Raw genomic sequence first — 26038 nt, 5'->3', positions numbered from 1 at the left:
AGCGTGGCCTTCCTCCCCATTCAGATGGGGAGGTGCCCCGGAGGGGCGGAGGGGGCATGACCCCATCGCACTCGCAAGACAAGGACACTTCCCCTTTGCGGAATCCGCAAAGGGGAAGAGTTCGAAACTCTAACTGTCGTACTGCAGCAGCGTTTCGACCCGCGGCGCGAGCTTCTTGCGGCCTTCGAGGAAGGTGAGCTCGATGATGACCGCGGTCGCGGGTACGACGGCGCCGACTGTTTCGAGCAGGTTCACCGCGGCGGCCATTGTGCCGCCGGTCGCCAGCAGGTCGTCGACGAGGACGACGCGGGCGCCCTTGTGCACCGCGTCCTGCTGGATCTCGATCGTGTCGGTGCCGTATTCCAGCGAATAGGTGTGGCGCACCGTCGTGCCGGGCAGCTTGCCCTGCTTGCGCATCATCACGAAGCCGGTACCCAATGCCAGGGCGAGCGGGGCGGCCAGCAGGAAGCCACGCGATTCGATTCCCGCCAGAACGTCGGGCTTGTGCGGCCGGATCAGGTCGGCGAGCCGTTCGATGGCGGTGTGCCAGGCCTTGGGATGCGCCAGCAGCGTCGAGATGTCGTAGAAGAGGATGCCCGGCTTGGGGAAGTCGGGAATCGAGCGAATGTGCTTCTTGAGGTCGATATCCTTGGACATTCTGTCTCCTGAACTCAGCTATAGGCCGGCGGCGGCACGAAGCCGCGATATTCCTTCTCCAGCAGCTTGGCGAACTGGATGCACTCGTAGTCGCCGTACTGGCGGCCGATGATCTGCACACCGATCGGCAGGCCTTCCTTGCTCTGGCCGATCGGGGCGACCGTCGAAGGCAGCCAGGTGACGCCCGAGTAGCCGGCCCAGAAGATCTGGTCGACCACCGGCACCTGCTTGTTGTTCACGACGATCGTGCGCTTGTGGCGCAATCCCGCCTGGTCGTGCGGGAAGGCCGCGGTCACGGCAACGGGGCAGAGCATCAGGTCGTAGTCCTGGAAGAAGGCATCCCAGGCGAGCCGCATCCTGTGGCGCTTCTCGTTCAGCTGCAGCCAGGTGCGATGGGGCAGCGAATTGCCGCGCTGCATCTGGGCGAAGTAGCTCATGTCGTCGGCCGGCAGGCTCGCGGCGTCCTTGATCGCCTGCTCGTAGACGGCGTCGCTCATGCGGCCCGAGGTCGCCGCTCGCAGCAGCCGGATATAGACGTCGTTCAGCTCGACCGTGTCGATCTCCGGCCGCGCCTTGTCGCTCACCTTGACCTTGTTCTTGGCCAGGAACGCGGCGAGCTTCGAGATCTGCTCCTGCACCGAATCGTCGACTTCTGCGTTCGGGTCGGTCAGCAGCACCGCGACCTTGAAGTCGCGCAGCTTCGTCTTCTTCGAGCGCGGCAAGGTGAGCGTCCAGCCGCGGCCGTCGACCGCATCGGGGCCGGCCATCGCGCTGAGCGCGATCTCGAGATCCTCCGCGCCGCGCGCCAGCGGACCCACCACGCCGATGTCGCCATAGGCCACGGCGCCCGCCAGGGCATGGCCCTTGGGCGAGACCACGCCCCAGGTCGGCTTGTGACCCCACACGCCGCAGTAATGGGCGGGGTTGCGGATCGAGGCGCCGATGTCGCTGCCGGCTTCGATGCCGGTGAGGCCGGCGGCCAGTGCCGCAGCCGACCCGCCCGAGGAGCCGCCCGGCGTGCGGCCGAGATCCCAGGGATTGTTGGTCGAGCCGTAGACTTCGTTGTAGCTCTGCCAGTCGGCGAGGTTCAGCGGCACGTTGGTCTTGCCGAACAGAGTGACGCCGGCATCCATCATGCGCTGTGTGACCAGCGAATTCTGTGTCGCGACCGTGTCCTTGAAGGCGGGATCGCCCCAGGTGGTGGGGAAGCCCGCGACGTCGAAGGATTCCTTGATGGTCATTGGCACGCCGTGCAGCGGTCCGAGCTTCTTGCCGGCCCTGACCGCGCGGTCCGCGGCCTTGGCTCGCTTGCGGGCGCCTTCGATGTCGGTCGCGATGATGGCGTTGAGCTCGGGATTATAGGCCTCGACGCGCTTCAGGTAGAGGTCGAGCAGTTCGAGGCAGCCGATCTTCTTCTTCCGGACCGCAGCGGCGAGCTGCTTGGCGGTCTGGAACGGGAGGGCGAGGGACATGGGGGAGGGTTCCGCAACGGGGATGGACGAGATCCAAGCCCGTACCATATTGTCCGGCCCGCCGTGAAGAAACTCCCCGCCCGTACGATGCACATCGCCATGCCCCTGGCGCTGACCTTCGTCATGACCTTCATCGTCTCCGGGATCGCCACCTTCCGGGCGATGGGTCTGGAGCCCGGCATGACCGCGCGCTGGATGGAATCGTGGATGGCCTCCTGGATGGTCGCCTTCCCGACGATGCTGTTCCTGATGCCGCTGATGCGCCGCCTGCTGTCTCTGCTGATCGAGGTCCGCTAACGCGGTCTGGGCCGGGCGCGCGCGGTGGGTTCGGCGACCAACGGATCGTCCGGCCAGTAGTGGCGCGGATAGCGACCCTTGAGTTCGGATTTCACGGCCTTGTAGCCATTGGCCCAGAAGCTCGCGAGGTCGCGCGTCACCTGCACCGGCCGGCGCGCGGGCGACAGCAGGTGGATGGTGAGCGGCACCTTGCCGCCGGCGACGCGCGGCGTCTCCGTGAGGCCGAACATCTCCTGCAGGCGTACCGACAGTGTCGGCTCGTCCGGGTTGGCATAGTCGATCGCCACCCGCGATCCGCTCGGCACCTCGACATGCGTCGGCACCAGCCGCTCGACCTCGCGCTGTTTCTCCCACGGCACCAGCGCTTTCAGTGCCGAACCAAGATCGATGCGCGTGAGATGATCCCGGCGCGACACACCTTCGAGATGGGGGCCAAGCCACTCCGCCAATGACGCCAGCAGGGCCGCGTCCGAAAGATCGGGCCAGTCCTCGCCGGCATGGCGGCGCAGGAAGCCGATGCGCTCGCGCCAGCGCACGAGGTCGTCGCTCCAGGGCAGGGCGCCGAGCCCGAGTTGGCGCACGCCGTCGAGCATGGCGGCCCGCACCTTCTCCGGATCGGGCTGACTGAGCGGCTTGTCCTCCAGCGCGAGCGCGCCCAGCCGGCGCCGCCGTCGCGCCAGCACTGCGCCGTCGCGCGCGCTCCATTGCACGAGCTGCTCGTCGACGATGCGGTCGGCGTAGAGTTCCTCGATCTCCGCGGCCGTGATCGGCGCGGCAAGGAAGATGCGCGATACCTGCGCCGAGCCATCGAGATCGGCCACGACCAGGAATTCCTCGTTTGCCATCGGATCGCCTTCGGGCAAGGCCGCACCACGGCCGCCCGACAGGAGATAGCGGCCGGCCGTGCCGGGGCGGCGGCGGCCGACCCGGTCGGGGTAGGAGAGCGCCAGCAGCGCACCCGTCATGGCGATGTCGGGTCGTTCCTCGCCCCCGTTGCGTGGCATCAGGCGACGTGCTGCCTCCTGAATCAGCCGCAAAGTACCGTCGCGCCGGCCGCTCAGCGCGATGTCGACCCGGTGCCGGAGATCGGCGTCGCGCTGGCCGGGTGGCAGGCGCAGAAAATCGCGCTCGCCCAGGATGGCGGCGAGCAGGGCGGCGACCTTGCCCTGTCCCAACTCGCGACCTTTCAGGACAAGATGGGCGATGCGCGGATGCTGGCCGAGCCGCACCATGGCGCGGCCATGCGCCGTGATCGCGCCCGCGGCATCGATCGCGCCGAGATCGGCCAGCAGCGTGCGCGCCGTCGCGAGCGAGGCGGCGGGCGGCGGCGTCAGCCACGGCAAGCTCGCGGCATCGCCGGTGCCCCAGGCCGCCAGCTCCAGCGCCAGCGGCGCCAGGTCGGCGTCGAGGATCTCGGGCGGCGTGAAGGGCAACAGCCCGCGCTGCGCCTGCTCCGGCCACAGGCGATAGCAGATACCGGGTTCGAGACGGCCGGCGCGGCCGCGCCGTTGGTCGGCCGAGGCCTGGCTGACGCGCACGGTTTCGAGCCGCGTCATGCCCGAGCGCGGCGAGAATTTCGGCACCCGCATCTGGCCGCTGTCGATCACGATGCGCACGCCTTCGATGGTGAGGCTGGTCTCGGCGATCGACGTCGCCAGCACGACCTTGCGCCGGCCCGGCGGCGAGGGCGCGATGGCGCGGTCCTGGTCGGCAGGCGACAGGTCGCCAAAGAGCGGCGCCACGTCGACGTCGGCGCCGATGCCCTGCAGCCGCTCCTCGACCCGGCGGATCTCGCCGACGCCCGGCAGGAAGACGAGCACGCTGCCGCTTTCCTCCGCGATCGCACGACGCACGGCCGCGGCTACATTATCCTCTACGCGACCGGCCGGCTCGCGATCGAGATAGCGCGTATCGACCGGGAACATGCGGCCCGCACTTTCGATCACCGGCGCGCCGCCCAGCCGCGCCGACACCGGGCCGGAATCGAGGGTCGCCGACATCGCCACCACGCGCAGATCCTCGCGCAACGCGGCCTGCGCTTCGCACACCAGGGCAAAGGACAGGTCGGTTTCGAGGCCGCGCTCGTGCAGCTCGTCGAAGATCACGCAGCCCACGGACTCGAGCGACGGGTCATCCTGCAGCAGGCGCAGGAAGAGGCCGTCGGTGACAACCTCGATGCGGGTCTTCGGTCCGACTTTGGCATCGAAGCGCACGCGATAGCCCACGGTCTCGCCGACCGACTCGCCCAGGCTCGCGGCCATGCGACGCGCGGCGGCGCGCGCGGCCAGCCGTCGCGGCTCCTGCATGATAATCTTGCGCCCGCCGAGCCACGGCGCATCGAGCAGCGCCAGCGGCACGCGCGTCGTTTTGCCGGCACCCGGCGGAGCCACCAGCACGGCGGCAGTGCCGCCCACCAGCGCGGCCTTGAGACGCGGCAGCGCCTCGTCGACGGGAAGCGGCTCCACCGATCCCTTTGTCACGGCGCAGGCGGATGGACGGGAGGAGGGGGCGGGTTCACTCTGGCGTTCTTACGCTCGAGGTCATGCAATGGCTATTGTCGTCGAGGCCCTGGATCATATCGTCATCAACGTACGCGACATCGAGGTCGCCGCCGCCTGGTACGAGAGGGTGCTTGGCATGGTGCGCAAGGTCACCGAGCCACGACCCGGCCATCGCGTCATGTCGATGCATTTCGGCCGCCAGAAGATCAACCTCCGGCCCATGACCGCCACACAGGAGCAATGGTTCACGGGCAGGACGGTGGCGCCGGGCAGCGACGATCTCTGCTTTCTCACGCAGTCGACGCCCCAGGCGGTGGCCGACCATTTCCGGAGCTGTGGCGTGGCGATCGAAGAGGGACCGGGCGAGAAGATGGGCGCGATGGGAACGATCGTCTCGGTCTATTGCCGCGATCCCGACGGCAACCTGATCGAGGTGTCTTCGTACAAGTAGGCCGAAGATGACGGCACCGTTTGAAACCTTCGTCCGTTCGCTGAGACTGCAGCCGCCGCTGCGTGCATCAATCACGGCGGCCTGTCGCCGGCCCGAGCCCGACTGCGTGCCGCCTCTGCTCGATCTCGCGACCCTGACGCCCGCGGCGACGGCCAGGGCGCGTGCGCTGGCCGTGCGGCTGGTCGAAGCGCTGCGGGCCAAGGTGCCGTCGGGCGGCGTCGAAGGGCTGATCCACGAATATGCATTGTCGAGCCAGGAGGGCGTGGCGCTGATGTGCCTCGCCGAGGCACTGCTGCGCATTCCCGACGACGAAACCCGCGACGCGCTGATCCGCGACAAGATCGGTGGCGGCGACTGGCGCGCGCATCTCGGGCAAAGCCCGTCGCTGTTCGTCAATGCCGCGACCTGGGGCTTGATGCTGACCGGCCGGCTGACCGCGACCAGCAGCGAGAACACCTTGTCGGCGGCGCTCACGCGGCTGGTCGCGAAGGGTGGCGAGCCCTTGATCCGCGGCGGCGTGAATATCGCCATGCGTCTGATGGGCGAGCAGTTCGTTTCCGGCCAGACGATCGAGGAGGCGTTGGGCAACGGCCGGCGCCTCGAGGCCGAGGGCTTCCGCTATTCCTACGACATGCTGGGCGAGGCCGCGATCACCGCCGGTCAGGCCGAGCACTACCGCCTGGCCTACGAACGCGCGATCCATGCCATCGGCAAGGCGTCCGCCGGCCGCGGCATCTACGAGGGCCCCGGCATCTCGCTGAAACTCTCGGCGCTGCATCCGCGCTACAGCCGCTCGCAGGCCGAGCGCGTCCACGCCGAACTCTATCCGCGCCTGCGCGACCTCGCCATGCTCGCTCGCAGCTACGACATCGGCGTGAACATCGACGCGGAGGAGGCTGACCGGCTCGAACTCTCGCTCGACCTGCTGGAGCGGCTCTGTTTCGATCCTGCGCTCGAAGGCTGGAACGGGATCGGCTTCGTGGTGCAGGCCTACCAGAAGCGCGCGGCCTTCGTGATCGACCATCTGATCGATCTCGGCCGCCGCAGCCGGCACCGGCTGATGATCCGGCTGGTCAAGGGCGCCTATTGGGATAGCGAGATCAAGCGCGCGCAGGTCGAAGGGCTGGAGGACTTCCCGGTCTTCACGCGCAAGATCCACACCGACGTCTCCTACCTCGCCTGCGCGCGCAAGCTGCTGGCCGCGCCGGATGCGGCGTTCCCGCAATTCGCCACGCACAACGCGCTGACGCTGGCGTCGATCCACGCAATGGCCGGCGAGAATTTCTATGCCGGCCAGTATGAGTTCCAGTGCCTGCATGGCATGGGCGAGCCGCTCTACGAGGAAGTCGTCGGGCGCGACAAGCTCAACCGGCCGTGCCGCATCTATGCACCCGTCGGCACGCACGAGACCCTGCTCGCCTATCTGGTGCGCCGTCTGCTCGAGAACGGCGCCAACACCTCCTTCGTGAACCAGGTCGCCGATCCCGACGTGACGACCAGCAGTTTACTGGCCGATCCGGTCGAGCGCGCCCGCGCCCTCACGCCGGTCGGTGCGCCGCATCCGATGATCCTGTTGCCGCGCGACCTGTTCGGGCCGCAGCGCGCCAATTCTCGGGGCCTCGATCTGGTCAGCGAGGACGTGCTCGCCGTGCTGGCGCACGAACTGACCGGGAGTGCGTCGACGCCGTTGCGCGCGATGCCGGTGCTGGCCGATGGCCCGCGCGACGGTACAGAACGCGAGGTGCGGAACCCTGCGGACAAGGGTGATCTCATCGGCACTGTCGTCGACGCCACGCCCGAGCTGGTCGATGAGGCTTGCGCCACGGCCGAGCCCTGGTCGGCGGCGCCCGCCGATCGGGCCGCGATCCTGCGCCGGGCGGCCGACCTGATGGAAGCTCGCCTGGAAAAGCTGTTGGGGCCGATCATGCGCGAGGCCGGCAAGACGCTGGGCAATGCCGTGGGCGAGGTGCGCGAGGCGGTCGATTTCCTGCGCTACTACGCGGGCAACATCGCAGGATTCGACAACGAGACGCACCGGCCGCTGGGTGTCGTCGCCTGCATCAGCCCGTGGAACTTCCCGCTCTCGATCTTCACGGGCCAGGTCGCCGGCGCGCTGGCGGCGGGCAATGCCGTCATCGCCAAGCCGGCCGAAGAGACGCCGTTGATCGCTTCCCTTGCCGTGGCGATCCTGCGCGAAGCCGGCGTGCCGGCCACGGCGCTGCAGTTGCTGCCGGGCGACGGCGAGGTCGGCAAGCGGCTGGTCGCGAACGCGAGGGTCGCCGGCGTCGTCTTCACCGGCTCGACCGAGGCCGCGCAATCGATCAACCGCACCCTGGCGCGCCGTCTCGGCGCCGACGGGAAGCCGGTGCCGTTGATCGCCGAGACCGGCGGCCAGAACGCGATGGTGGCGGATTCCTCGGCGCTGCCCGAACAGCTGGTGATCGACGTACTGTCCTCGGCCTTCGATTCGGCCGGCCAGCGTTGCTCGGCGTTGCGCGTCCTCTGCCTCCAGGACGACATCGCCGACAGGGTCGTGCCCCTGCTGCAGGGCGCGATGGCGGAGCTGGGCATCGGCAATCCGGATCGGCTCCCGGTCGATGTCGGGCCCGTCATCTCGACGGAGGCGCGGAAGCGCCTGCTCGATCATGTCGACCGCATGCGAGCGGCCGGCCATCGTATCCATCAGGCGCCACTTCCGGCCGAAGCGGTGCAGGGCACTTTCGTGCCGCCGACCTTGATCGAGATCGGCGCGGTTTCTGACCTGCCGGGCGAAGTGTTCGGCCCGGTGCTGCATTTCCTGCGCTACGCGCGCGATGACATGGAGAAGATCATCCGCGCGGTGAACGCGACCGGATTCGGCCTGACCTTCGGCGTCCAAAGCCGCATCGACGAGACGATCGACCGGGCGACGGCGGCGAGTGCGGCCGGCAACCAGTACGTCAACCGCAACATGATCGGCGCCGTCGTCGGTGTTCAGCCGTTCGGCGGCCATGGCCTGTCGGGCACGGGCCCGAAGGCGGGCGGGCCGCTCTATGTTCATCGCCTCCTGTCGCGCCGACCCTCGATCGACGTGAGCCAGGGCGAACGCGCCGGACCGGTCGGCGAGCGCAACAGCTACGCGCTGCGGCCGCGCGGCACGATCCTCTGCGTTGCGAGCGATGGGGCGGAGTTGAAGGCACAGCAAGCGCTCGTGCAAGCCACGGGCAATCGTGTCGCCGCGAGCGAATCCGAGGACATCGCCGCCGTTCTTTTTGCTGGCAGCTCGGAGGAGCTGGTGACGCTTACCCGCCGCATCGCGGACCGGCCGGGCCGAATCGTGCCGGTCCATGTCGCGCCCTATCCGCGCGAGCTCCTGTTCGACGAGGTGTCGCTCAGCGTCAACACCGCCGCTGCCGGCGGCAATGCCAGCCTGATGGCGGTCGGCTAGAGGTCGAGGCTAGTAACCGCCGTATTGCTTCGGCTTGCCGGGATGGTTCACGCAGAGCATTTCCGGCGAGGTGATCGGTCCCATCTTGATGCGTTCTTCCTCGCACTTCTCGTAGGTGAAGGGGCCGCCGAACACCTTGGGACCGCCGCCGACGATGATGTAGGACTTTTCGAGGTACCAGCCGGGACCGGTCCAGGCCTGGGTGGCGCCCGGGCCGTTGCAGGCCCCCAGGGTCGTGGCCAGGGCAGCGGCCAGCAGGGGAGCCACGAGCAGGGTCGTCCTGCGACCGATCGAACGTTCCGGCATCAGCTCAGTCTCTCCCCCGGGGCAATGAACGCCGCCCCTGTCCGGCCGGCAAGTTAGGCCATGGGCGCGACCTCTTCAATGCATCGCCGGCGGTCGCCGGCAATCTCCCGTCGAATCCAAGCCGGTAGCGCCGCTTTCTCAGCCCGGCTCTCGCGATGCAACGAGGGCTTTCGTTCGGATGGGCGCCCGGGCTAATAATGCTTGGATAAGCGAACGCATCCGGGGGGATGCTGGACCAGCTAGCGCGCCAGCAGGGTAGAATTATGGCATTGCCTGAGAAGCAGGGACTGTACGACCCACGCAACGAACACGATTCCTGCGGCGTCGGCTTCGTGGCCGACATCAAGGGCCGGAAAACGCACGCCATCGTGCGCCAGGGTCTCCAGATCCTGGTCAATCTCGACCATCGCGGCGCCGTCGGCGCCGATCCGCTGATGGGCGACGGCGCGGGCGCGATGATCCAGATCCCGGACGCGCTGCTGCGCGACTGGGCGCGCAAGGAAGGCGTCGATCTGCCGGAGCCCGGCCATTACGCCGTGGCGATGTGTTTTTTGCCACCTGATGAGAAGGCAAGAGCGTTTGCAATCAAGCGCTTCGAGCACTTTGTTAAGGTTGAAAAGCAGAAGCTGGTGGGGTGGCGCGACGTGCCGACCGACCTCACGGGTCTCGGCAAGGCCGTCATCGACTCCATGCCGGTCATCCGCATGGCGATCGTCGGGCGGGGGGCGAAGCTCGCCGATCAGGACGCCTTCGAGCGCAAGGTTCTGGCGATCCGCAAGCAGACGCAGAACCCGCTGGCCGACCTTGAGAAGAAGCACAAGCTGCCGGGCCTGTCGCAGCTCTACATGCCGTCCTTCTCGTCGCGCACCGTGGTCTACAAGGGCCTGCTGCTCGCGCACCAGGTTGAGAGCTTCTATGAGGATTTGAGAAATCCTCTTTGCGAATCAGCGCTTTGCCTCGTTCATCAGAGATTCTCCACGAACACGTTCCCGTCGTGGAAGCTGGCGCATCCGTATCGCTTCATCGCCCATAACGGCGAGATCAACACGGTGCGCGGCAACGTCAACTGGATGTACGCCCGCCGGCGCACCATGGAATCCGACCTGATCGGCGCAGATCTCGACAAGATGTGGCCGATCATCCCGCACGGCCAGTCGGACACGGCCTGCCTCGACAATGCGCTCGAACTGCTGGTGGCCGGCGGCTATTCGCTCAGCCACGCCATGATGATGTTGATTCCGGAGGCCTGGGCCGGCAATCCGCTGATGGATGGCAGCCGCAAGGCCTTCTACGAGTATCACGCGGCGCTGATGGAGCCGTGGGACGGCCCGGCCTCGATCGCCTTCACCGACGGCCGCCAGATCGGCGCCACCCTCGACCGCAACGGGTTGCGGCCGGCACGCTTCCTGATCACCGAGGACGATCTCGTGGTGATGTCGTCGGAGTCCGGCGTCCTGCCGATTCCCGACGAGCAGATCGTCCGCAAGTGGCGCCTGCAGCCCGGCAAGATGCTGCTGATCGACCTGGAGCAGGGCCGCATCGTCGAGGACGAGGAGCTGAAGCGCAGCCTGGCCGAGGCCGAGCCCTACGAGGAGTGGCTGAAGGAGACGCAGCACAAGCTCGAGGAGCTGTCGGAGATCCCCGATGCGCCCTCGCCGGTGGCGTCGAACGACCCCTCGACCCTGCTCGATCGCCAGCAGGCCTTCGGCTACACGCAGGAGGACATCCAGTTCTTCCTCGAGCCGATGGCCAGCGTGGCCGACGATCCGATCGGTTCCATGGGCACCGACACGCCCATCGCCGTGCTCTCGAAGAAGCCGAAGCTTCTCTACAACTACTTCAAGCAGAACTTCGCGCAGGTCACCAACCCGCCGATCGACCCGATCCGCGAGGAGCTGGTGATGTCACTGGTCTCGATGATCGGCCCGCGTCCGAACCTGCTCGGCCGCCACGCCGGCATGCACAAGCGCCTCGAAGTGGCGCAGCCGGTGCTGACCAATGCCGAGTTGGAGAAGATCCGTTCGATCGAGGACCTGCTCGACGGTTCGTTCCGCACCGCCACGATCGACACGACCTGGCTCGCCTCCGAAGGCGCGGCCGGGCTCGAGGAGGCGCTGGACCGGGTCTGTGCCGAGGCGACCGACCATGTCCTGGCCGACCGCAACATCCTGATCCTGTCGGATCGCGCAGTGTCGGCCGAGAGGGTGCCGATCCCGGCGCTGCTGGCCACCGCCGCCGTGCACCACAGCCTGATCCGGCGCGGCCTTCGCACCCAGACCGGCCTCGTCGTCGAGACCGGCGAGGCGCGCGAAGTCCATCACTTCTGCTGCCTTGCGGGTTACGGCGCCGAGGCGGTGAATCCCTATCTCGCCTTCGAGACGTTGGAGACGCTGCGCGTCCAGAACGGCCTGCCGCTGAAGCCCTACGAGGTCCAGAAGAACTTCATCAAGGCGATCGGCAAGGGCCTGCTCAAGGTCATGTCCAAGATGGGCATCTCGACCTACCAGTCCTATTGCGGCGCGCAGATCTTCGACGCGGTCGGCCTGCATTCGGGCTTCGTCGAGAAGTACTTCACTGGCACCGCAACCACGATCGAGGGCGCGGGCTGGCAGGAGATCGCCGAGGAGACGGTGCGCCGTCATCGCAACGCCTATGGCGACAATCCAGTATACCGCACCATGCTCGATGTCGGCGGCGACTATGCCTTCCGCCTGCGCGGCGAGGAGCATGCCTGGACGCCCGAGAGCGTGTCGCGCCTGCAGCACGCGGTGCGCGGCAACTCGTCGGACGACTACAAGGCCTTCGCGACCTCGATCAACGAGCAGAGCGAGCGGCTGCTCACCATTCGCGGCCTGATGCAGCTCAAGTGGGCCGACAAGCCGATCCCGGTCGAGGAGGTCGAACCCGCCGCGAGCATCGTGAGGCGCTTCGCGACCGGCGCGATGAGCTTCGGCTCCATCAGCCGCGAGGCGCACACCACGCTCGCCATCGCCATGAACCGGATCGGCGGCAAGTCGAACACCGGCGAGGGCGGCGAGGAGGCGGACCGCTTCAAGCCGCTGGCCAACGGCGATTCGATGCGGTCGGCGATCAAGCAGGTCGCGTCGGGCCGGTTCGGCGTGACGGCCGAATACCTGGTCAATGCCGACGACATCCAGATCAAGATGGCGCAGGGCGCCAAGCCCGGCGAGGGCGGCCAGCTGCCCGGCCACAAGGTCGACGAGAACATCGCCCGCGTGCGCCGCTCGACGGCCGGTGTGGGCCTGATCTCACCGCCGCCGCATCACGACATCTATTCGATCGAGGATCTGGCGCAGCTCATCCATGACCTGAAGAACGTGAACACGAAGGCGCGTGTCTCCGTGAAACTGGTCTCCGAGGTCGGCGTCGGCACGGTCGCCGCCGGCGTCAGCAAGGCGCGCGCCGACCATGTGACGATCTCGGGCTACGAGGGCGGGACCGGCGCCTCGCCGCTGACCTCGCTCACCCATGCCGGCTCGCCGTGGGAGATCGGCCTTGCCGAGACGCAGCAGACGCTGGTGCTGAACGGGCTGCGCGGCCGCATCGCCGTGCAGGTCGATGGCGGCCTGCGCACCGGACGCGACGTCGCCATCGGCGCGCTGCTGGGCGCCGACGAATTCGGCTTCGCCACCGCGCCGCTGATCGCGGCGGGCTGCATCATGATGCGCAAGTGCCACCTCAACACCTGTCCGGTGGGCGTGGCGACGCAGGATCCGGTGCTGCGCAAGCGCTTCACCGGCCAGCCCGAGCACGTGATCAACTACTTCTTCTTCGTCGCCGAGGAACTGCGCGAGATCATGGCGCGCCTGGGCTTCCGGACGCTGAACGAGATGATCGGCCGGGTCGACCGGCTCGACATGCGCAAGGCGATCGACCACTGGAAGGCCGGCGGCGTCGACCTCTCCAAGCTCCTGCACCAGGCACCGGCGCGCGAGGGCGTGGCGATCTGGAATGTCGAACGCCAGGACCACGGCCTCGACAAGGCGCTGGACCACAAGCTCATCGAGGCGGCACAGCCGGCGCTCGAGAAGGGCGAGCCGGTGCAGATCGACCTGCCGGTCACCAACGTGAACCGCACCGTCGGCGCCATGCTGTCGGGCGAGGTGGCGCGGCGCACCGGCCATGCCGGACTGCCCGAGGACACGATCTCCGTGCGCCTCACCGGCACGGCCGGCCAGAGCTTCGGCGCCTTCCTGGCGCGCGGCGTGTCGCTCGAACTGTCGGGCGACGCCAACGACTATGTCGGCAAGGGCCTGTCGGGCGGCCGTGTCGTCGTGCGCCAACCGAAGGACTGCGCGCGCGATCCGCTGAAGAATATCATCGTCGGCAACACCGTGCTCTACGGCGCCATCGGCGGCGAGGCCTACTTCGAGGGCGTGGCCGGCGAGCGCTTCGCCGTCCGCAACTCGGGCGCGGTCTGCGTCGTCGAGGGCACGGGCGACCATGGTTGCGAGTACATGACCGGCGGCGTCGTGGTCGTGCTGGGCGATACCGGGCGCAACTTCGCGGCCGGCATGTCCGGCGGCATCGCCTACGTCTACGACCCCAGGGGCCGCTTCAAGGAACTCTGCAATCCCTCGATGGTCGATCTGGAGAAGGTCGGCCCGGCCTCGACCGATGGCGACGAGACCGGCCGGCCGCGCCAGCGCGCGACCGACGTCGAGGACAACGGCATGGGCGATGTGTTGCGCTTCGACGCCGAACGCCTGCGCATCCTGGTCGAGCGCCATCATCTCCATACGGGCAGCGCGCAGGCACGTGCGCTGCTGGAGGATTGGGACAACGCGCTGCAGAGCTTCGTGAAGGTCATGCCGCGCGACTACAAGCAGGCCCTCCTGCGCGCGCGCGAGCGGGCGGCGGCGAAGGCCGTCGCGGCGGAATGACGGCCCTCGCCGTCATCCCGAGCCCTCGCGATCATCTGCAAAGGTTTTGAGCTGGAGTTACTGACATGGGCCTAGCCACGGGCTTCCTCGAGATCGAGCGCAAGGACCGGTCCTACGAACCGGTCGAGCAGCGCCTGAAGAACTACAAGGAGTTCGTCCTGCCGATGCCACCGGCCGAGGTGTCGCGGCAGGGCGCGCGCTGCATGGATTGCGGCATCCCGTATTGTCACAACGGCTGCCCGGTCAACAACATCATCCCGCAGTTCAACGAGCTGGTGCGCCGCGACCGCTGGAAGGACGCGCTCGAAGTCCTGCACTCGACCAACAACTTTCCCGAGTTCACCGGCCGCATCTGCCCCGCGCCCTGCGAGGCCTCGTGCACGCTGAACATCGACGACAACCCGGTGACCATCAAGTCGATCGAATGTGCGATCGTCGATCGCGGTTGGCAGGAGGGCTGGATCCAGCCGCTCGTGCCCGTCCAGAAAACGGGCAAGCGCGTCGCCGTCGTGGGCTCGGGGCCGTCGGGTCTCGCCTGCGCCCAGCAGCTCGCGCGGGCCGGCCATTCGGTGACCGTGTTCGAGAAGGCCGACCGGATCGGCGGTCTGCTGCGCTACGGCATTCCCGACTTCAAGATGGAGAAGCACCATATCGACCGGCGCATGCGCCAGATGGAGGCCGAGGGCGTCGAGTTCCGGACTGGCGTCGAGGTCGGTGCCACCCTGTCGATCAAGTCGCTGCTCGAAGGCTATGACGCGGTCGCGCTGACCGGTGGCGCCGAGCTGCCGCGCGATCTCGAAGTCCCGGGCCGCGAGCTGAACGGCATCCATTTCGCGATGGATTTCCTGACCCAGCAGAACAAGCGCAATGCCGGCGACGACGAGGCGCGCGCCGCGCCGCGGGGCACGCTCACCGCCAAGGGCAAGCACGTCATCGTGATCGGCGGCGGCGATACCGGCTCCGATTGCGTGGGCACCTCGAACCGCCATGGGGCGGCCTCGGTAACGCAGCTCGAGGTCATGCCGCAGCCGCCGGTGCGCGAGAACAAGGCGCTGACCTGGCCGGACTGGCCGCTCAAGCTGCGCACCTCGTCGAGCCACGAGGAAGGTGCGGCGCGCGATTTCGCGGTGCTGACCAAGCGGGCGCTTGGCAGCAATGGCAAGGTCGAGGCGCTGGAGTGCGTGCGCGTCGAATGGGTCAAAGGCGCCGACGGGCGCATGGGCATGCAGGAGGTCGCGGGCAGCACCTTCGAGCTTCGGGCCGACCTGGTGCTGCTGGCCATGGGATTCCTCGGGCCCCGCCGACCCGGCTTGGTGGAGCAGGCGGGCGTCGCGCTCGATCCGCGCGGCAACGTCGCGGCCAATATGAAGGACTACCAGACTTCGGTGCCGAGGCTGTTTGCCGCCGGCGACATGCGTCGCGGCCAGTCACTGGTCGTCTGGGCGATCCGCGAGGGTCGCCAGTGTGCCCGCTCGATTGACGAAAGCTTGATGGGATCTTCCACCCTGCCGCGTTGATCCGCGGAACTGTTGTGGTTCGCTTGCGGGCAAAATTGTCCTAGCATTGCCTGATGAAGCTTCTGCTGATTCAGGGCGCGAACATGGAGTATCTGGGCCGTCGGCAGCCGGAACTCTATGGCACGACCACCGCCAAGGAACTCGACGCCGCGATCCGGCGTCGGGCCAGGGATATCGGCGTGGAGATCGAGATCTTCTATACGAATACGGAAGGCGAGGCCGTGTCGGCGATCTACAAGGCCGACCGCGCCAAGGTCGACGGGCTGCTGTTCAATCCCGCGGGCTTTCTCCACGCCGGTCACGCGCTGCGCGATTGCCTGCGATCGATTTCCATGCCGGCGATCGAGATCCACATGACCAACATCGAGAAGCGCGGCTTCGGCTCCATCACCGCCGAGGCGGCGGTGGGGATGATCGCGGGCTTCGGCGTCGACTCCTATCTGTTGGCCCTCGAGGCCATGGTGGCGCGGGTGCGTCCGGCATCGGTCTGAGAACCGCTTAGGGCTTCGTAGTACCGTATGTGGGCGGCGTCTTGGCTGTCGGTCCTCGTGGCGGGGGCCTGCAGCGTGTCGAGGTAGGACTTCCCCGTGCGCCGGAGCGAGTCGACCAGGCCGAGCAGGCGATGCAGGGCCGGAAAGCCACCGAAGTTCACGACGGCATTGCCGATGGCCCGCTTCAGCCGGTTGCGCGGTCGCGGGGTCACGTAGAGCCTGCCGCCACCCCACTGGCGGAACGCCGCTTCGAGTTGCGGCATATGGGCCTGGCCGGCGGGACGGTTGGACAGTCTGATCCGGCAATCCATCAGGCCGTCGCGCAGCACCTGCGCGTACGCGCGATGCTCGAGGCGATGGTGCAGCAGCGCCGCCCATTTCAGCCAGTATCGTGCCGAGGATACGAGTTGGGCGGTGTCGTCGCCAGCGGCACTCAGGCGGGGCCCCGCATGCACGCGGATGTAATACATGCCGACCTCCCGTCCCCGCATATGCAGGCCGGCGAGGATCGCGCGCCCGCACAGGTCGAAATCCTCGTAGAAGCTGAGCGTATCGTCCCATTTCACCCTGTCGAACAGGTGTCGCGGCCACAGGATCGTGGTGTGGGTGATGGTGCGCGGACCATTGGGATCGAGGAACTGGATCAGCGTGTCGGTGTCGGAGCGATCCGCCGCCGTCCACACCGGGGCGCCGAGAACCACTTCGTCGCCGACGACCGCGAAGTCGCGCGAGCGGCCGGCGACCAGCGAGTTCGGTGGTGCCGCAAGCGTCGCGGCAAGCAGATCGGCGAGGTGTGACGGGTGCATCAGGTCGTCGTCGTCGTGGAAGAAGATCCAGTCCCCGGTCGCGGCGGCAACGCCGGAATTGCGCGCGGCGCTCGCTCCCCGCGAGAACCTGTGGTGCACCACCTTCACATGCGGAAATTCGTTCGCGAGCATGGCAATCGTTCCGTCAGTCGAGGCGTCATCGACGACGACGATTTCCTTGTCCCAAACCGTCTGGGCCTGCACCCCCGCGAGCGCACGCCGCAGCAGCGACACGCGATTGCGCGTCGGCATAACGATGCTGATTCTGTTTCCCACGACAGTCCCAACCCCAGCACGACACTACCATGACGGTTTGGAGTTGTAGGGATGAATGTGGCTACCAGATGCCCGTCAGCAGCGTTGTCGGTGCATATTCCCTGAAAAGCGTGAGGTAGGGGAAAGCGGAACGGGTGCTCCACGCCCGCTCGACCCGGACGCGCCACAGGCGCTCGGTCCCGGCCGGCCCGACCTCGCCGGGATGCCAGTCGATGGTCACCGTGCCCTGGAGCTGCAGCGCGTCCCCGGTGCCGAAGTTCACGAACAGCAGGCCGGCCCGTGGGTCACCCAGCAGGTTGCCCAGCGTGTTGAAGAAGCGATTGCCGCGGAAGTCGGGAATGACGAGCGTATCGCCGTGCACGCCGACGAAGCCCGGCCTGCCCCCGCGATGGGACATATCGAACCCTCCCTCGGCGCCCAGCTCTGCCCGGCCCCGGCTGGCAACGAAGAACGTGTCGGCTGATTCGATGAGATCGCGCGCCGATTCGTCCAGCCCCGCCAACGTCTCGACCGGACCGGCCTTCCTGTCGCGTCCGACTACGTTGCGCGTCTGGATGTATTGCGGGCAGTTGCCGAAGCTCTGTGTAACGTGAATTGTGAGCCCCGCGTCGCGCGTCAAGATGCGGCCATTGGCGCGGTTACGCCGCCGCGTCGAGAGCTCGATCCCCAGCAGGCCGACTTCGCTGCCGGCTGCGAATCCCGGCGCGGCGGGATCATCGTCACGCGGCAGCGCGTCGACGCGCAGCGTCGCCGGATCGGGCGAGGTGACGAACCCCGGGGAGCCTGTCAGCACCGAAGCCATGGGCCAGCCCCGTGCATCCGGCGTGGCGGCGAACAGATAGGGCAGCAGGGGGAAGAAGGCGCGATGCTGTTCCGGTAGCAAGGGGCGGATCGGCGCTCGTCCCATCCGGTAGCCAGCCAGCCTCTGCGCCGCCTGCTCGTCGGCATTGAACGGCAGGAAGGCCGGCGTGTCTGCGGTCATCGCAGGCCCTCCTGCTTCTCGGGGAACTGGATCTTGGGATCGTACCAGGGCGCGGCGTCCGATCGCCAGATATGGACCTGGGGCCGGTTACCGACTTCGGTGTCGAGACAGCCCAGCCGCAGCAGAACGACCGGTTGCGCGACGCGCTCGGCCATCACGTGCGAGCCGCACGTGCCGCAGAAGCGGCGGAATTTGCCCGGCGACGATTCGATGGCGCCGAGGACATCCTCGCCGCGCGTCCAGCGGAACTTTTCGCGGGGTACTGCCGTGACGGACGCGAAGGCGGTTCCGTGCGTCTTGCGGCAGGTGTGGCAATGGCAGTGCACGATCCGCTCGACAGGCGCATCGGCCTCGTAGGCGACGGCGCCGCAGAGGCAGCTTCCGTTCAACATCTCCGCATCCTCCTGGTTGCCACCAAGATAGGTCCAGTCGATTGCCGCGATAATTGGATGAGTGATAAAGTTAGAATTGCATAAGCTGGAAGAATAATATGGATCGGCTGGACGAGTTCGATGTCTTCGTGCGCATCGTGGAGGAGGGAAGCCTGGTGCGAGCGGCGCAGCGTCTGCGCCGCTCGGCCCCGGCGGTGACGCGCGCCTTGGCGGCGCTCGAGGATCGTATCGGCGTGCGCCTCATCGATCGCACGACACGGCGCCTCGCACCGACGGAAGCGGGCCGCGCGCTCTACGAGCGGGCCCGGGCTGTCGTTGCGGAATACGAGGCGGCGGCGGCGGGGGCTCGTGAGGCGCCGGTGCGCGGGCTGCTGCGCATCGCCGCGCCGGTGCAGTTCGGCCGGCGCCATGTCGCGGCGCTTGCGACCCGTTTCCTCGACAGTCACGCCGGCGTCGAGATCGAACTCATGCTGAACGATCGCAACGTCGACCTCATCGAGGAAGGCATCGACGTGGCGGTCCGCATCGGCGCCCTTCGCGATTCAAGTCTCGTCGCCCGGCCGGTGGGGCATGTTCGGCGGCGGTGGGTGGCGAGTCCCGCCTATCTCGCGAAGCATGGCACGCCGAAGGAACCGGCGGATCTCGCGCGGCACGAGGCGGTGCTGGGCACGTCCCGCGGGGCAATGGAATGGACCTTCCGCGGCCGCCGTCGCGGCGCCCCCACCCATCTCGCGGGCCGGCTGCGCGTCGACGATATCGAGACCCGCCTGCGCCTCGCGCGCGAGGGCCGCGGCGTCGCCCAGTTCCTCTCCTATCAGGTCGCCGAGGATCTCGCCGCCGGACGTCTCGTGCGCCTGTTGCGCAGCTTCGAGCCGCCGCCGCTGCCGGTGCAGCTCCTCACCAAGGGCCGCGCCCATCGTGCACCGAAGATCGATGCGTTCCTCGAATTCGCGGCACGGAAACTGTCAGCGCTTCCCGTTCTTAAGCTCGATTGATGCAGCGCCGCCGGACCAGGCGCTGCGAGTCCCGCCCCGGTCCCGCTTCGCCTCAGTCGGGCGTGATGCCGAAGCGGCGCTGCCAGAAATCGCGCGACCGGCGTTCGCCAACGTCGCAGCCCAGTTCGTACTCCGGCCGCACGAAGCGGGTGTAGTCATCGTCCGCCTTGACCGCACGGCGGCCGGCGCCGCCGCTTCCCAATTGCGCGAGCTGCAGCCCGTCGCGCGTTGTGCCGAGTTCACCGACGTCGAAGTCGTTCAGTGGGCCGATATCGGCCACTTCCTGCAGGAGCTTCTTGCGCACGGCGCGGGGGAAATCCTCGAAGCTGCGCGCGACCTCGACGAAGGAGCGCGGCCCGCCGGTGACGCAGTGCAGGTAGTATTTGTCGAGATCGTCCTCGGCCGGAAAGCCGAACGGGTTGGGGCGGCCGTTCATGATCGGCAGGCCGTTGATGACGATGCGCTCCTTCAGCGCGTCGTGGCGGATCTCGGTGACCAAGCCGCCATCGTTGTTCGATCCATCGCCCGATATGTCGAGCACCTTGCGCTCGGGTTCGTAGGGGCTGCGGCTGTACATGGGGATGGCGTAGCGGATCGCGCCGCTGATCGAGGTGCGGCGCGAGATCGAGATCGGGGCGTCGGCCAGTCGCTGGCGGAAGTCCGCGATGGCGGCCTCCGAATCGAGCAGGGTCCAGTCGATCAGCAGCTTCTGGATCCACGAGTCGGACCATTCGAAGTAGGCAACGGCGATGCGGCCGTGATTGCCGCCCAGGATGGCCCGGATGATCACGGGGTCGTTGAAGGCCTCGACATAGCCCTGGCGCTGCAGCCTGGCTTCGTCTGGGTCGATGCTGCCGGAAATATCGATCGCCAGCACCAGCGCAAGATCGACTTCCTTGCGCTCCTGCGCCGCCGCCGGCAGCGCCAGGAAGAGAAGGGCGATCAGACCAACCAGTCGGGCCACGGCGACCTCCGCGTTCGTTACGCTTCAGAGGCAAGAACCATACCGCCCGCCGGGAGCCCATGTCATCGCGCACTGGACGGAGAGTGGCGGCGGTCGCTAGCCTCTCCGGAACACGAATCGGAGGAAACCATGGATCTGGCGCTCAGCAGGGAAGACGAGGACTTCCGCCACGAGGTTCGGCGTTTCCTCGAGGAGAACCTGACCGAGGATCTTCGAGAAGCCGGGCGCAAGACCGCCGGCGTGTTTGCCGATTTTGCGGCCGGGATGCGATGGCACAAGATCCTGGCCAGCCGGGGCTGGTCGGCGCCGAGCTGGCCGAAGGAGCATGGCGGCACCGGGTGGAGCGCGACCCAGCGCTACATCTTCAGCCGCGAGTGCATCGCCGCCGACGCGCCCCGCATCTTCTCCATGGGCCTGCGCATGGTCGGGCCGGTGATCATGAAGTTCGGCACGCCGGAGCAGAAGGCCAAATACCTGCCGCGCATCGTGGCCGGCGACATCACCTTCTGCCAGGGCTATTCCGAGCCGGGCTCGGGCTCCGACCTCGCCAGCCTCAAGACCCGCGCCGAGCGGGACGGCGACGACTATGTCATCAACGGCACCAAGATCTGGACCACCGGCGCCCATGTCGCCGATCACATGTTTTGCCTGGTGCGGACCTCGACCGAGGGCAAACCGCAGGATGGCATCTCCTTCGTGCTGATCGATTCGATGGCGACGACGGGCCTGAGCGTCACCCCTATCCTGACCCTGGCCGGGGACCATGAGGTCAATCAGGTGTTCTTCGACAATGTCCGCACGCCGGTCGCCAACCGCATCGGGCCTGAGAATGCCGGCTGGACGGTCGCCAAGTACCTGCTCGAATTCGAGCGCGGCGGCGATGCCTACACGCCCAATCTCTACGCCCGCCTCGACGACGTGAAGCGCATTGCCCGAGAGGAGGCGGCCGACGGGTCGGGCCGGCTGATCGCGGAGCGCGGCTTCGTCGAGCGGCTGGCAGAGGCCGAGATGGACATCCAGGCGCTGGAGATGATCGAGATGCAGGTCCTGTCCGACCTCAGCCGCGGCCGCAATCCCGGTGCCGTCTCCTCCTCGATGAAGATCAGGGGCAGCGAGACCCTGCAGAAACTCGATCATCTCGGCGTCGAGGCGCTGGCTTGGTATGCCGCGCCTTTCGAACTGGAGGCCCGCGAACTCGGGCACAACGAACCCACGGTGACGCCCGACTGGGGCACCACCGCCATGCCGCTCTACCTCAACAACCGGGCCTCGACGATCTATGCGGGCTCCAACGAGATCCAACGCAACATCATCGCCAAAGCGGTGCTTGGCCTGTGAGCGACTGTCACAAAGCTCTTGTAAGCTCCCAATACACGTCACATCTGTAGGGCTATGACAGATCCTTATTCCGTTCTGGGCGTGCCGAGGACTGCCTCCGAGGACGATATCCGGAAGGCGTTCCGCAAGCTCGCCAAGAAGCACCACCCCGACCTCAATCCCGGCGACAAGGCAGCCGAAGCCAAATTCAAGGAGATCGGCCAGGCCAACGACATTCTCTCCGACCCGGAGAAGCGCCGGCGTTTCGACGCGGGCGAGATCGACGGGACCGGCCAGGAAATGCCGCCGCGCGGCTTCTATCGCGACCAGGCAGGCGGCCGCGGCGGCAAGTACGAACATGCCGGCGGCCACGAATCGTTCGTCGACATGGGCGGTATCTTCTCCGAGATGTTCGGCCAGCGCCGGGGCGGCGGTCCCGGCTTTGCCGGCGACGGCTTCGACATGGGCGGGATGCCCGTCACCTACAGTCTGCGCGTGCCGTTCCTGGTGGCGGCGCGCGGCGGCAAGCAGCGGGTCACGCTGCCCGATGGCAAGACGCTCGACATCGACGTGCCGGAGGGCACGACCGATGGCCAGACCCTGCGCCTGAAGGGGCAGGGCATGCCGGGATCGCAGGGCCGTCCGCCGGGCGACGCCTATGTCGAGATCCACGTCGATCCCCACGCCTTCTTCCAGCCGCGCGACAACGACATCCATGTCGAGCTGCCGGTGACCGTCACCGAAGCGACGCTTGGCGGCAAGGTGAAGGTACCGACGGTGGGAGGTGCGGTCATGCTGAACGTCCCGGCCGGCTCCAATACCGGCACTTCGCTGCGGCTCAAGGGCCGGGGCCTGCTCGACCGCAAGTCGGGCCAGCGCGGCGACCAGTACGTGAAGCTGAAGGTCGTGCTGCCCGAGGTGCCGGACGCCAAGCTCAAGGAATTTCTCGAGGGCTGGGAAGCCGGTCGCGCCTACGATCCACGCAAGGAGATGGAGTCGTTCACATGACGACGTTGGACGAACTTCTGCGCCAGCACGGTCAGCTGACGGAAGTGCATGTAGAGCGATGGGTCTCCCGTGGCCTGCTGCGGCCGGCCGGCAGCGGCGACACGTGGCGCTTCGAGCAGATCGACGTGGCGCGCGCGCGGCTGCTGGGCGAACTGGTCGACGAGCTGGGCTTCGACGACGAATCGGTGGAGACGGTCGTCGACCTGGTGGACCAGGTCCACACGTTGCGTCGCCAGCTCGACCTGCTTGGCCGTGCGATCGCCGAACAGCCTGCCGCGACGCGCGAAGCGATTGCGGTGGCGCTCGACCGCCTGTCGCGACGCTAGCTCAGCGCGCGGCCCGGCCGAGGGCGCGCATGGTCTCGAAGTGGCGGGCCATGGCGGCGGGCTTGGCCGTGGCGATGCCACCCACGATCGTGTCGCGTACCGGCCCGTAGCCCACGAAGCCCAGGATGTTGCGCTTCAGATTCTTCACCGCGTGCGCGCGGAAGTACCAGCGGTACAGGATTTCCGGCATGCCCATCGTGACGACGATCCGGGCACTGCGTCCGACGAGATGCTTCTCCGGAAAGCCGCTGGGACGATAGGCGAAAGCGAAGCCCGGCCGCAGGGCCTGCTCGAAGAAGCCCTTGAGCAGGGCGGGCATGTCACCCAGCCACAGCGGGAAGACGACCACCAGGTGTTCGGCGCGGCGGATCGCCTCCTGCGCCGCCACGATGTCGGGCGGCGCCGTGCCGTTCTCGAATTCGCTCTGGGAGCGCAACAGGTCGAACTGCAGCGCCGCGATGTCGAGTCTTTCGACCGTATGGCCGCCTGGGGCGGCACCTTCAGCATAGGCGTCGGCCAAGGCGCCGCACAGGCCCTTGCGGGTGGCGTCGGGATGGCCGTTCAGGATCAGGATGCGCTTTCCCATGCGTGCAAGGCTCGCACGGGGAGGCCTCCCGGTCCTTGATGTGGATCAGGCCCGTTCGTTCATTCAGGCTCGACGCCGGCACGCTTCACGGCGTCGCCCCAGGCGGCGCAACCGGTCTTCATGATCTCGGTCATCTCCGCCGGCGTCGTGCCGGTGGCGATCAGGCCCATGTCGAGCAGCTTCTCCTTGCCTTCCGGCGTCTGCACCAGCTTGCGGATTTCGGCGCTCAGCCGCTCGACGATCTCCTTGGGCGTGCCGGCCGGGGCCATGACGCCGTTCCAGCCCGTCAGGTTGATCTTGTAGCCGGCCTCCTCGAAGGTTGGCACGTTGGGCAGGCGCGGCCAGCGCTGGGCGGAGGTGACCGCGAGCGGCGTCAGCTTGCCGCCGTTGATCGCGCCGCCGGTGGCGGCGAGGTCCTGGATGGTCATCGGGATGTGGCCGGCGATGACGTCCTGCACGGCCGGCCCGGCGCCCTTGTAGGGCACGTGTGTCATGTCGAGCTTCTCGGCCTGGTTCAGCATCTCGCCCCAGATGTGCGAGGACGAGCCGTTGCCGAACGAGGCGAAGTTCACCTTGCCCTTGCGCTCGTTGGCCCAGGCGACGAATTCCTTCACCGACTTGACGCCCAGCGAGGGCGGCACGACCATCGCGAGGGGTGCCAGCCCGTGCTGCGTCACCGGCATGAAGTCCTTGAACCCGTCATAGGGGATCTTCTTGTAGACGTACGGGTTGATGCACATCATCGACGAGTTCACGTAGACGAACGTGTAGCCGTCGCCCGGCAGGTTCTTGACGATCTCCATGCCGACCATGCCGTTCGCGCCCGGCTTGTTGTCGACGATCACCTGCTGGCCCAGCACGCCCGACAGCTTCTCGGCGAAGTACCGCGATACGACATCTGTCTGGCCGCCCGGCGGATAGGGTGCGACCAGCTTGATGGGCTTGTTCGGCCATGCCGCCTGGGCAAAGGCCGACGAGGCAAGCAGGATCAGCGCGCCCGCGAGCGCGAAGACGTATTTCTTGGACATGCGTTTCTTCTCCCTTGGGCGCGAAGCCTAGCGGGAGGGAAACGCTCTGCCAATCGTCACGCTTCGACGAGTTTCACGGGGATCTTGAGGTAGCTCTGGCCGTTGTCATCCGGTGGCGGCAGACGACCGGCCCGGATGTTCACCTGCACCGATGGCAGCAACAGTACGGGCGCCGCCAGCGTGGCGTCGCGCTTCATGCGCATCGCGACGAACTCGGCCTCGGCCACGCCGTCATGAACATGGATGTTGCGGGCCCGCTCCTCGGCGACGGTCGTCTCCCACGCATAGCGATCGCGGCCGGGCGCCTTGTAGTCGTGGCACATGAACAGGCGTGTCTCCGGCGGCAGAGAGAGCAAGCGCCGGATCGAGCGGTAGAGCGTCGGGGCGTCTCCCCCCGGGAAGTCGGTGCGGGCCGTGCCGTAGTCGGGCATGAAGATCGTGTCGCCGACGAACACGGCATCGGCGATCCGGTAGGCGACGTCGGCCGGCGTGTGGCCGGGCAGGTGCATCACCTCGATGCTGAGGTTGCCGAGCGCAAGGACTTCGCCGTCCTTGACCAGCCGGTCGAACTCACGTCCGTCCTCGCTCACGTCCGCCGCGTTGAAGACCTTCTTGAAGATCCTCTGCACTTCGCGGATGTGCTCGCCGATGGCGACCTCCGCGCCCGTCCGCGCCTTCAACAGCGGCGCCGCCGTCAGATGATCGGCATGGGCATGTGTCTCCAGGATCCAGTCGACCGAGGCCTGCCGTTCCTTGGCCTTGGCGAGGACGCGGTCGGCTGATCTGGTCGAGGCTTTCCCGGACTTGGGGTCGTAGTCGAGCACCGGGTCGACGATCGCGGCGCGGTGGGTTTCGGGGTCGGTCACCAGATAGGTCACCGTGTAAGTCGCCTCGTCGAAAAAGGCGTCGATGGCGGGGGCATGTACCATGGTTTTCTCCGTTACCTGATTGACGGATATATTAGGAATGTCTAAATTAGCAACACTGAAATGAAGACAGCAAAGCAAACCATCGATCTGGAGACTCTCCGGGCGAAAGCCGGCGAAGTCGCGGACACCCTCTCGGCGCTCGCAAATGACCGTCGCCTTCTCATTCTCTGCAAGCTGGTGGAGGTGGGGGAAGCGACCGTCGGCACGCTCGCGGCCGAAGTGGGCCTGTCGCAGTCGGCGCTGTCCCAGCATCTCGCCCGCATGCGCGAGGAGGGGATCGTCGCCTTCCGGCGAGAGGCCCAGACCATCTGGTACCGGATCGGGGACGCCCGGATCGAGACGCTGCTCTCGACGCTTCACCGACTCTATTGCGCGGACTGAAGAGCCGCCTCGAAAGGATTTCATC

The 26038-nt window shown here is 67.2% G+C and carries 22 protein-coding genes; 11 read left to right on the top strand and 11 right to left on the bottom strand.

What is annotated here, in order from left to right; translation table 11 throughout:
- Positions 1-129 precede the first annotated feature (129 nt).
- Both Q0Q48_RS17680 and Q0Q48_RS17675 read right to left on the bottom strand, forming a co-directional pair.
- A complete protein-coding gene (locus tag Q0Q48_RS17680; protein WP_295140225.1) occupies positions 130-657 on the bottom strand; it encodes an adenine phosphoribosyltransferase in 528 nt (175 codons plus the stop codon).
- A 14-nt stretch (positions 658-671) separates the two neighbouring features.
- Positions 672-2129 (bottom strand): amidase, encoded by a 1458-nt coding sequence (locus Q0Q48_RS17675; protein ID WP_295140223.1) that lies wholly within the window; start codon positions 2127-2129, stop codon positions 672-674.
- Between the two features lie 63 nt (positions 2130-2192).
- Here Q0Q48_RS17675 and Q0Q48_RS17670 point away from each other — a divergent pair, with 63 nt between their 5' ends.
- Positions 2193-2426, top strand: a complete 234-nt coding sequence (locus Q0Q48_RS17670; RefSeq protein ID WP_295140222.1) for a DUF2798 domain-containing protein — start codon at positions 2193-2195, stop codon at positions 2424-2426.
- Here Q0Q48_RS17670 and hrpB read toward each other — a convergent pair.
- Positions 2423-4891, bottom strand: a complete 2469-nt coding sequence (gene hrpB, locus Q0Q48_RS17665; RefSeq protein WP_295140220.1) for an ATP-dependent helicase HrpB — start codon at positions 4889-4891, stop codon at positions 2423-2425. The genes Q0Q48_RS17670 and hrpB overlap by 4 nt on opposite strands.
- 82 nt (positions 4892-4973) lie before the next feature.
- Between hrpB and Q0Q48_RS17660 the strand changes: the two genes are divergently transcribed.
- Positions 4974-5378, top strand: coding sequence for a VOC family protein (locus Q0Q48_RS17660; RefSeq protein WP_295140217.1), 405 nt, complete (start codon positions 4974-4976; stop codon positions 5376-5378).
- A 7-nt stretch (positions 5379-5385) separates the two neighbouring features.
- Positions 5386-8805, top strand: a complete 3420-nt coding sequence (gene putA, locus Q0Q48_RS17655; RefSeq protein ID WP_295140215.1) for a bifunctional proline dehydrogenase/L-glutamate gamma-semialdehyde dehydrogenase PutA — start codon at positions 5386-5388, stop codon at positions 8803-8805.
- 9 nt (positions 8806-8814) lie between these two features.
- Here putA and Q0Q48_RS17650 read toward each other — a convergent pair whose 3' ends face one another.
- Positions 8815-9111, bottom strand: a complete 297-nt coding sequence (locus Q0Q48_RS17650) for a hypothetical protein (protein WP_295140213.1) — start codon at positions 9109-9111, stop codon at positions 8815-8817.
- Positions 9112-9374: 263 nt separating this feature from the next.
- On the opposite strand from Q0Q48_RS17650, the gene gltB reads away from it, so the two are divergent.
- The 3 genes from gltB to Q0Q48_RS17635 all read left to right on the top strand — a co-directional run bounded on the left by gltB (position 9375) and on the right by Q0Q48_RS17635 (position 16023).
- The gene (gene gltB / locus Q0Q48_RS17645; protein ID WP_295140210.1) at positions 9375-14015 is read left to right on the top strand and encodes a glutamate synthase large subunit; all 4641 of its coding nucleotides are present in this window, start codon (positions 9375-9377) and stop codon (positions 14013-14015) included.
- Between the two features lie 65 nt (positions 14016-14080).
- Positions 14081-15532 (top strand): glutamate synthase subunit beta, encoded by a 1452-nt coding sequence (locus Q0Q48_RS17640; RefSeq protein ID WP_295140208.1) that lies wholly within the window; start codon positions 14081-14083, stop codon positions 15530-15532.
- Positions 15533-15585: 53 nt separating this feature from the next.
- Positions 15586-16023, top strand: coding sequence for a type II 3-dehydroquinate dehydratase (locus tag Q0Q48_RS17635; protein WP_295140206.1), 438 nt, complete (start codon positions 15586-15588; stop codon positions 16021-16023).
- Here Q0Q48_RS17635 and Q0Q48_RS17630 read toward each other — a convergent pair.
- The 3 genes from Q0Q48_RS17630 to Q0Q48_RS17620 form a co-directional block, all read right to left on the bottom strand.
- On the bottom strand, positions 15969-17105 hold the full coding sequence (locus Q0Q48_RS17630; protein WP_295140203.1) for a glycosyltransferase: 1137 nt from the start codon (positions 17103-17105) through the stop codon (positions 15969-15971). The genes Q0Q48_RS17635 and Q0Q48_RS17630 overlap by 55 nt on opposite strands.
- Before the next feature lie 61 nt (positions 17106-17166).
- Positions 17167-18087, bottom strand: a complete 921-nt coding sequence (locus Q0Q48_RS17625) for a pyridoxamine 5'-phosphate oxidase family protein (protein WP_295140200.1) — start codon at positions 18085-18087, stop codon at positions 17167-17169.
- Positions 18084-18479, bottom strand: a complete 396-nt coding sequence (locus Q0Q48_RS17620; protein WP_295140198.1) for a GFA family protein — start codon at positions 18477-18479, stop codon at positions 18084-18086. Before Q0Q48_RS17620 ends, Q0Q48_RS17625 begins: the two co-directional genes overlap by 4 nt.
- Positions 18480-18577: 98 nt before the next feature.
- Here Q0Q48_RS17620 and Q0Q48_RS17615 point away from each other — a divergent pair, with 98 nt between their 5' ends.
- On the top strand, positions 18578-19474 hold the full coding sequence (locus Q0Q48_RS17615) for a LysR family transcriptional regulator (RefSeq protein ID WP_295140196.1): 897 nt from the start codon (positions 18578-18580) through the stop codon (positions 19472-19474).
- A gap of 52 nt (positions 19475-19526) precedes the next feature.
- On the opposite strand, the gene Q0Q48_RS17610 is transcribed toward Q0Q48_RS17615, so the two are convergent.
- Positions 19527-20438 (bottom strand): DUF1194 domain-containing protein, encoded by a 912-nt coding sequence (locus tag Q0Q48_RS17610; protein ID WP_295140194.1) that lies wholly within the window; start codon positions 20436-20438, stop codon positions 19527-19529.
- A 129-nt stretch (positions 20439-20567) separates the two neighbouring features.
- Here Q0Q48_RS17610 and Q0Q48_RS17605 point away from each other — a divergent pair, with 129 nt between their 5' ends.
- The 3 genes from Q0Q48_RS17605 to Q0Q48_RS17595 are packed head-to-tail and all read left to right on the top strand — an operon-like array spanning position 20568 to position 23089.
- On the top strand, positions 20568-21776 hold the full coding sequence (locus tag Q0Q48_RS17605; protein ID WP_295140192.1) for an acyl-CoA dehydrogenase family protein: 1209 nt from the start codon (positions 20568-20570) through the stop codon (positions 21774-21776).
- Positions 21777-21830: 54 nt separating this feature from the next.
- A complete protein-coding gene (locus Q0Q48_RS17600) occupies positions 21831-22763 on the top strand; it encodes a J domain-containing protein (protein ID WP_295140189.1) in 933 nt (310 codons plus the stop codon).
- A complete protein-coding gene (locus Q0Q48_RS17595; protein WP_295140187.1) occupies positions 22760-23089 on the top strand; it encodes a chaperone modulator CbpM in 330 nt (109 codons plus the stop codon). The genes Q0Q48_RS17600 and Q0Q48_RS17595 overlap by 4 nt, the downstream gene beginning before the upstream one ends.
- A gap of 1 nt (position 23090) precedes the next feature.
- Here the strand turns inward: Q0Q48_RS17595 and Q0Q48_RS17590 are convergent, their stop codons facing one another.
- From Q0Q48_RS17590 to Q0Q48_RS17580, 3 genes are read right to left on the bottom strand one after another with little or no spacing between them, the layout of a single operon-like run.
- A complete protein-coding gene (locus Q0Q48_RS17590; RefSeq protein WP_295140185.1) occupies positions 23091-23675 on the bottom strand; it encodes an NAD(P)H-dependent oxidoreductase in 585 nt (194 codons plus the stop codon).
- 59 nt (positions 23676-23734) lie between these two features.
- A complete protein-coding gene (locus Q0Q48_RS17585) occupies positions 23735-24703 on the bottom strand; it encodes a tripartite tricarboxylate transporter substrate binding protein (protein WP_295140183.1) in 969 nt (322 codons plus the stop codon).
- 56 nt (positions 24704-24759) lie between these two features.
- Complete coding sequence (locus tag Q0Q48_RS17580; RefSeq protein WP_295140182.1) at positions 24760-25632, bottom strand: MBL fold metallo-hydrolase; 873 nt, start codon at positions 25630-25632, stop codon at positions 24760-24762.
- Positions 25633-25692: 60 nt separating this feature from the next.
- On the opposite strand from Q0Q48_RS17580, the gene Q0Q48_RS17575 reads away from it, so the two are divergent.
- Positions 25693-26013: a metalloregulator ArsR/SmtB family transcription factor gene (locus Q0Q48_RS17575; protein WP_295140180.1), complete on the top strand. Its 321-nt coding sequence runs from the start codon at positions 25693-25695 to the stop codon at positions 26011-26013.
- Positions 26014-26038: the final 25 nt, after the last annotated feature.

This window comes from uncultured Reyranella sp., assembly GCF_945957355.1.
In the GTDB taxonomy this organism is placed as follows: Bacteria; Pseudomonadota; Alphaproteobacteria; order Reyranellales; family Reyranellaceae; genus Reyranella.
The sequence above is the reverse complement of the archived record's forward strand: the minus strand, read 5'-3'. Positions and strand labels throughout refer to the sequence as shown.

Bases quoted from the DNA above. Each gene is read 5' to 3' on its own strand.
- Q0Q48_RS17585 (WP_295140183.1), bottom strand. From the start codon at position 24,703: ATGTCCAAGAAATACGTCTTCGCGCTCGCGGGCGCGCTGATCCTGCTT.
- putA (WP_295140215.1), top strand. From the start codon at position 5,386: ATGACGGCACCGTTTGAAACCTTCGTCCGTTCGCTGAGACTGCAGCCG.
- Q0Q48_RS17675 (WP_295140223.1), bottom strand. From the start codon at position 2,129: ATGTCCCTCGCCCTCCCGTTCCAGACCGCCAAGCAGCTCGCCGCTGCG.
- Q0Q48_RS17615 (WP_295140196.1), top strand. From the start codon at position 18,578: ATGGATCGGCTGGACGAGTTCGATGTCTTCGTGCGCATCGTGGAGGAG.
- gltB (WP_295140210.1), top strand. From the start codon at position 9,375: ATGGCATTGCCTGAGAAGCAGGGACTGTACGACCCACGCAACGAACAC.
- Q0Q48_RS17595 (WP_295140187.1), top strand. From the start codon at position 22,760: ATGACGACGTTGGACGAACTTCTGCGCCAGCACGGTCAGCTGACGGAA.
- Q0Q48_RS17575 (WP_295140180.1), top strand. From the start codon at position 25,693: ATGAAGACAGCAAAGCAAACCATCGATCTGGAGACTCTCCGGGCGAAA.
- Q0Q48_RS17600 (WP_295140189.1), top strand. From the start codon at position 21,831: ATGACAGATCCTTATTCCGTTCTGGGCGTGCCGAGGACTGCCTCCGAG.
- Q0Q48_RS17580 (WP_295140182.1), bottom strand. From the start codon at position 25,632: ATGGTACATGCCCCCGCCATCGACGCCTTTTTCGACGAGGCGACTTAC.
- Q0Q48_RS17590 (WP_295140185.1), bottom strand. From the start codon at position 23,675: ATGGGAAAGCGCATCCTGATCCTGAACGGCCATCCCGACGCCACCCGC.
- Q0Q48_RS17605 (WP_295140192.1), top strand. From the start codon at position 20,568: ATGGATCTGGCGCTCAGCAGGGAAGACGAGGACTTCCGCCACGAGGTT.
- Q0Q48_RS17650 (WP_295140213.1), bottom strand. From the start codon at position 9,111: ATGCCGGAACGTTCGATCGGTCGCAGGACGACCCTGCTCGTGGCTCCC.
- Q0Q48_RS17680 (WP_295140225.1), bottom strand. From the start codon at position 657: ATGTCCAAGGATATCGACCTCAAGAAGCACATTCGCTCGATTCCCGAC.
- Q0Q48_RS17625 (WP_295140200.1), bottom strand. From the start codon at position 18,087: ATGACCGCAGACACGCCGGCCTTCCTGCCGTTCAATGCCGACGAGCAG.
- Q0Q48_RS17660 (WP_295140217.1), top strand. From the start codon at position 4,974: ATGGCTATTGTCGTCGAGGCCCTGGATCATATCGTCATCAACGTACGC.
- Q0Q48_RS17640 (WP_295140208.1), top strand. From the start codon at position 14,081: ATGGGCCTAGCCACGGGCTTCCTCGAGATCGAGCGCAAGGACCGGTCC.
- Q0Q48_RS17635 (WP_295140206.1), top strand. From the start codon at position 15,586: ATGAAGCTTCTGCTGATTCAGGGCGCGAACATGGAGTATCTGGGCCGT.
- Q0Q48_RS17620 (WP_295140198.1), bottom strand. From the start codon at position 18,479: ATGTTGAACGGAAGCTGCCTCTGCGGCGCCGTCGCCTACGAGGCCGAT.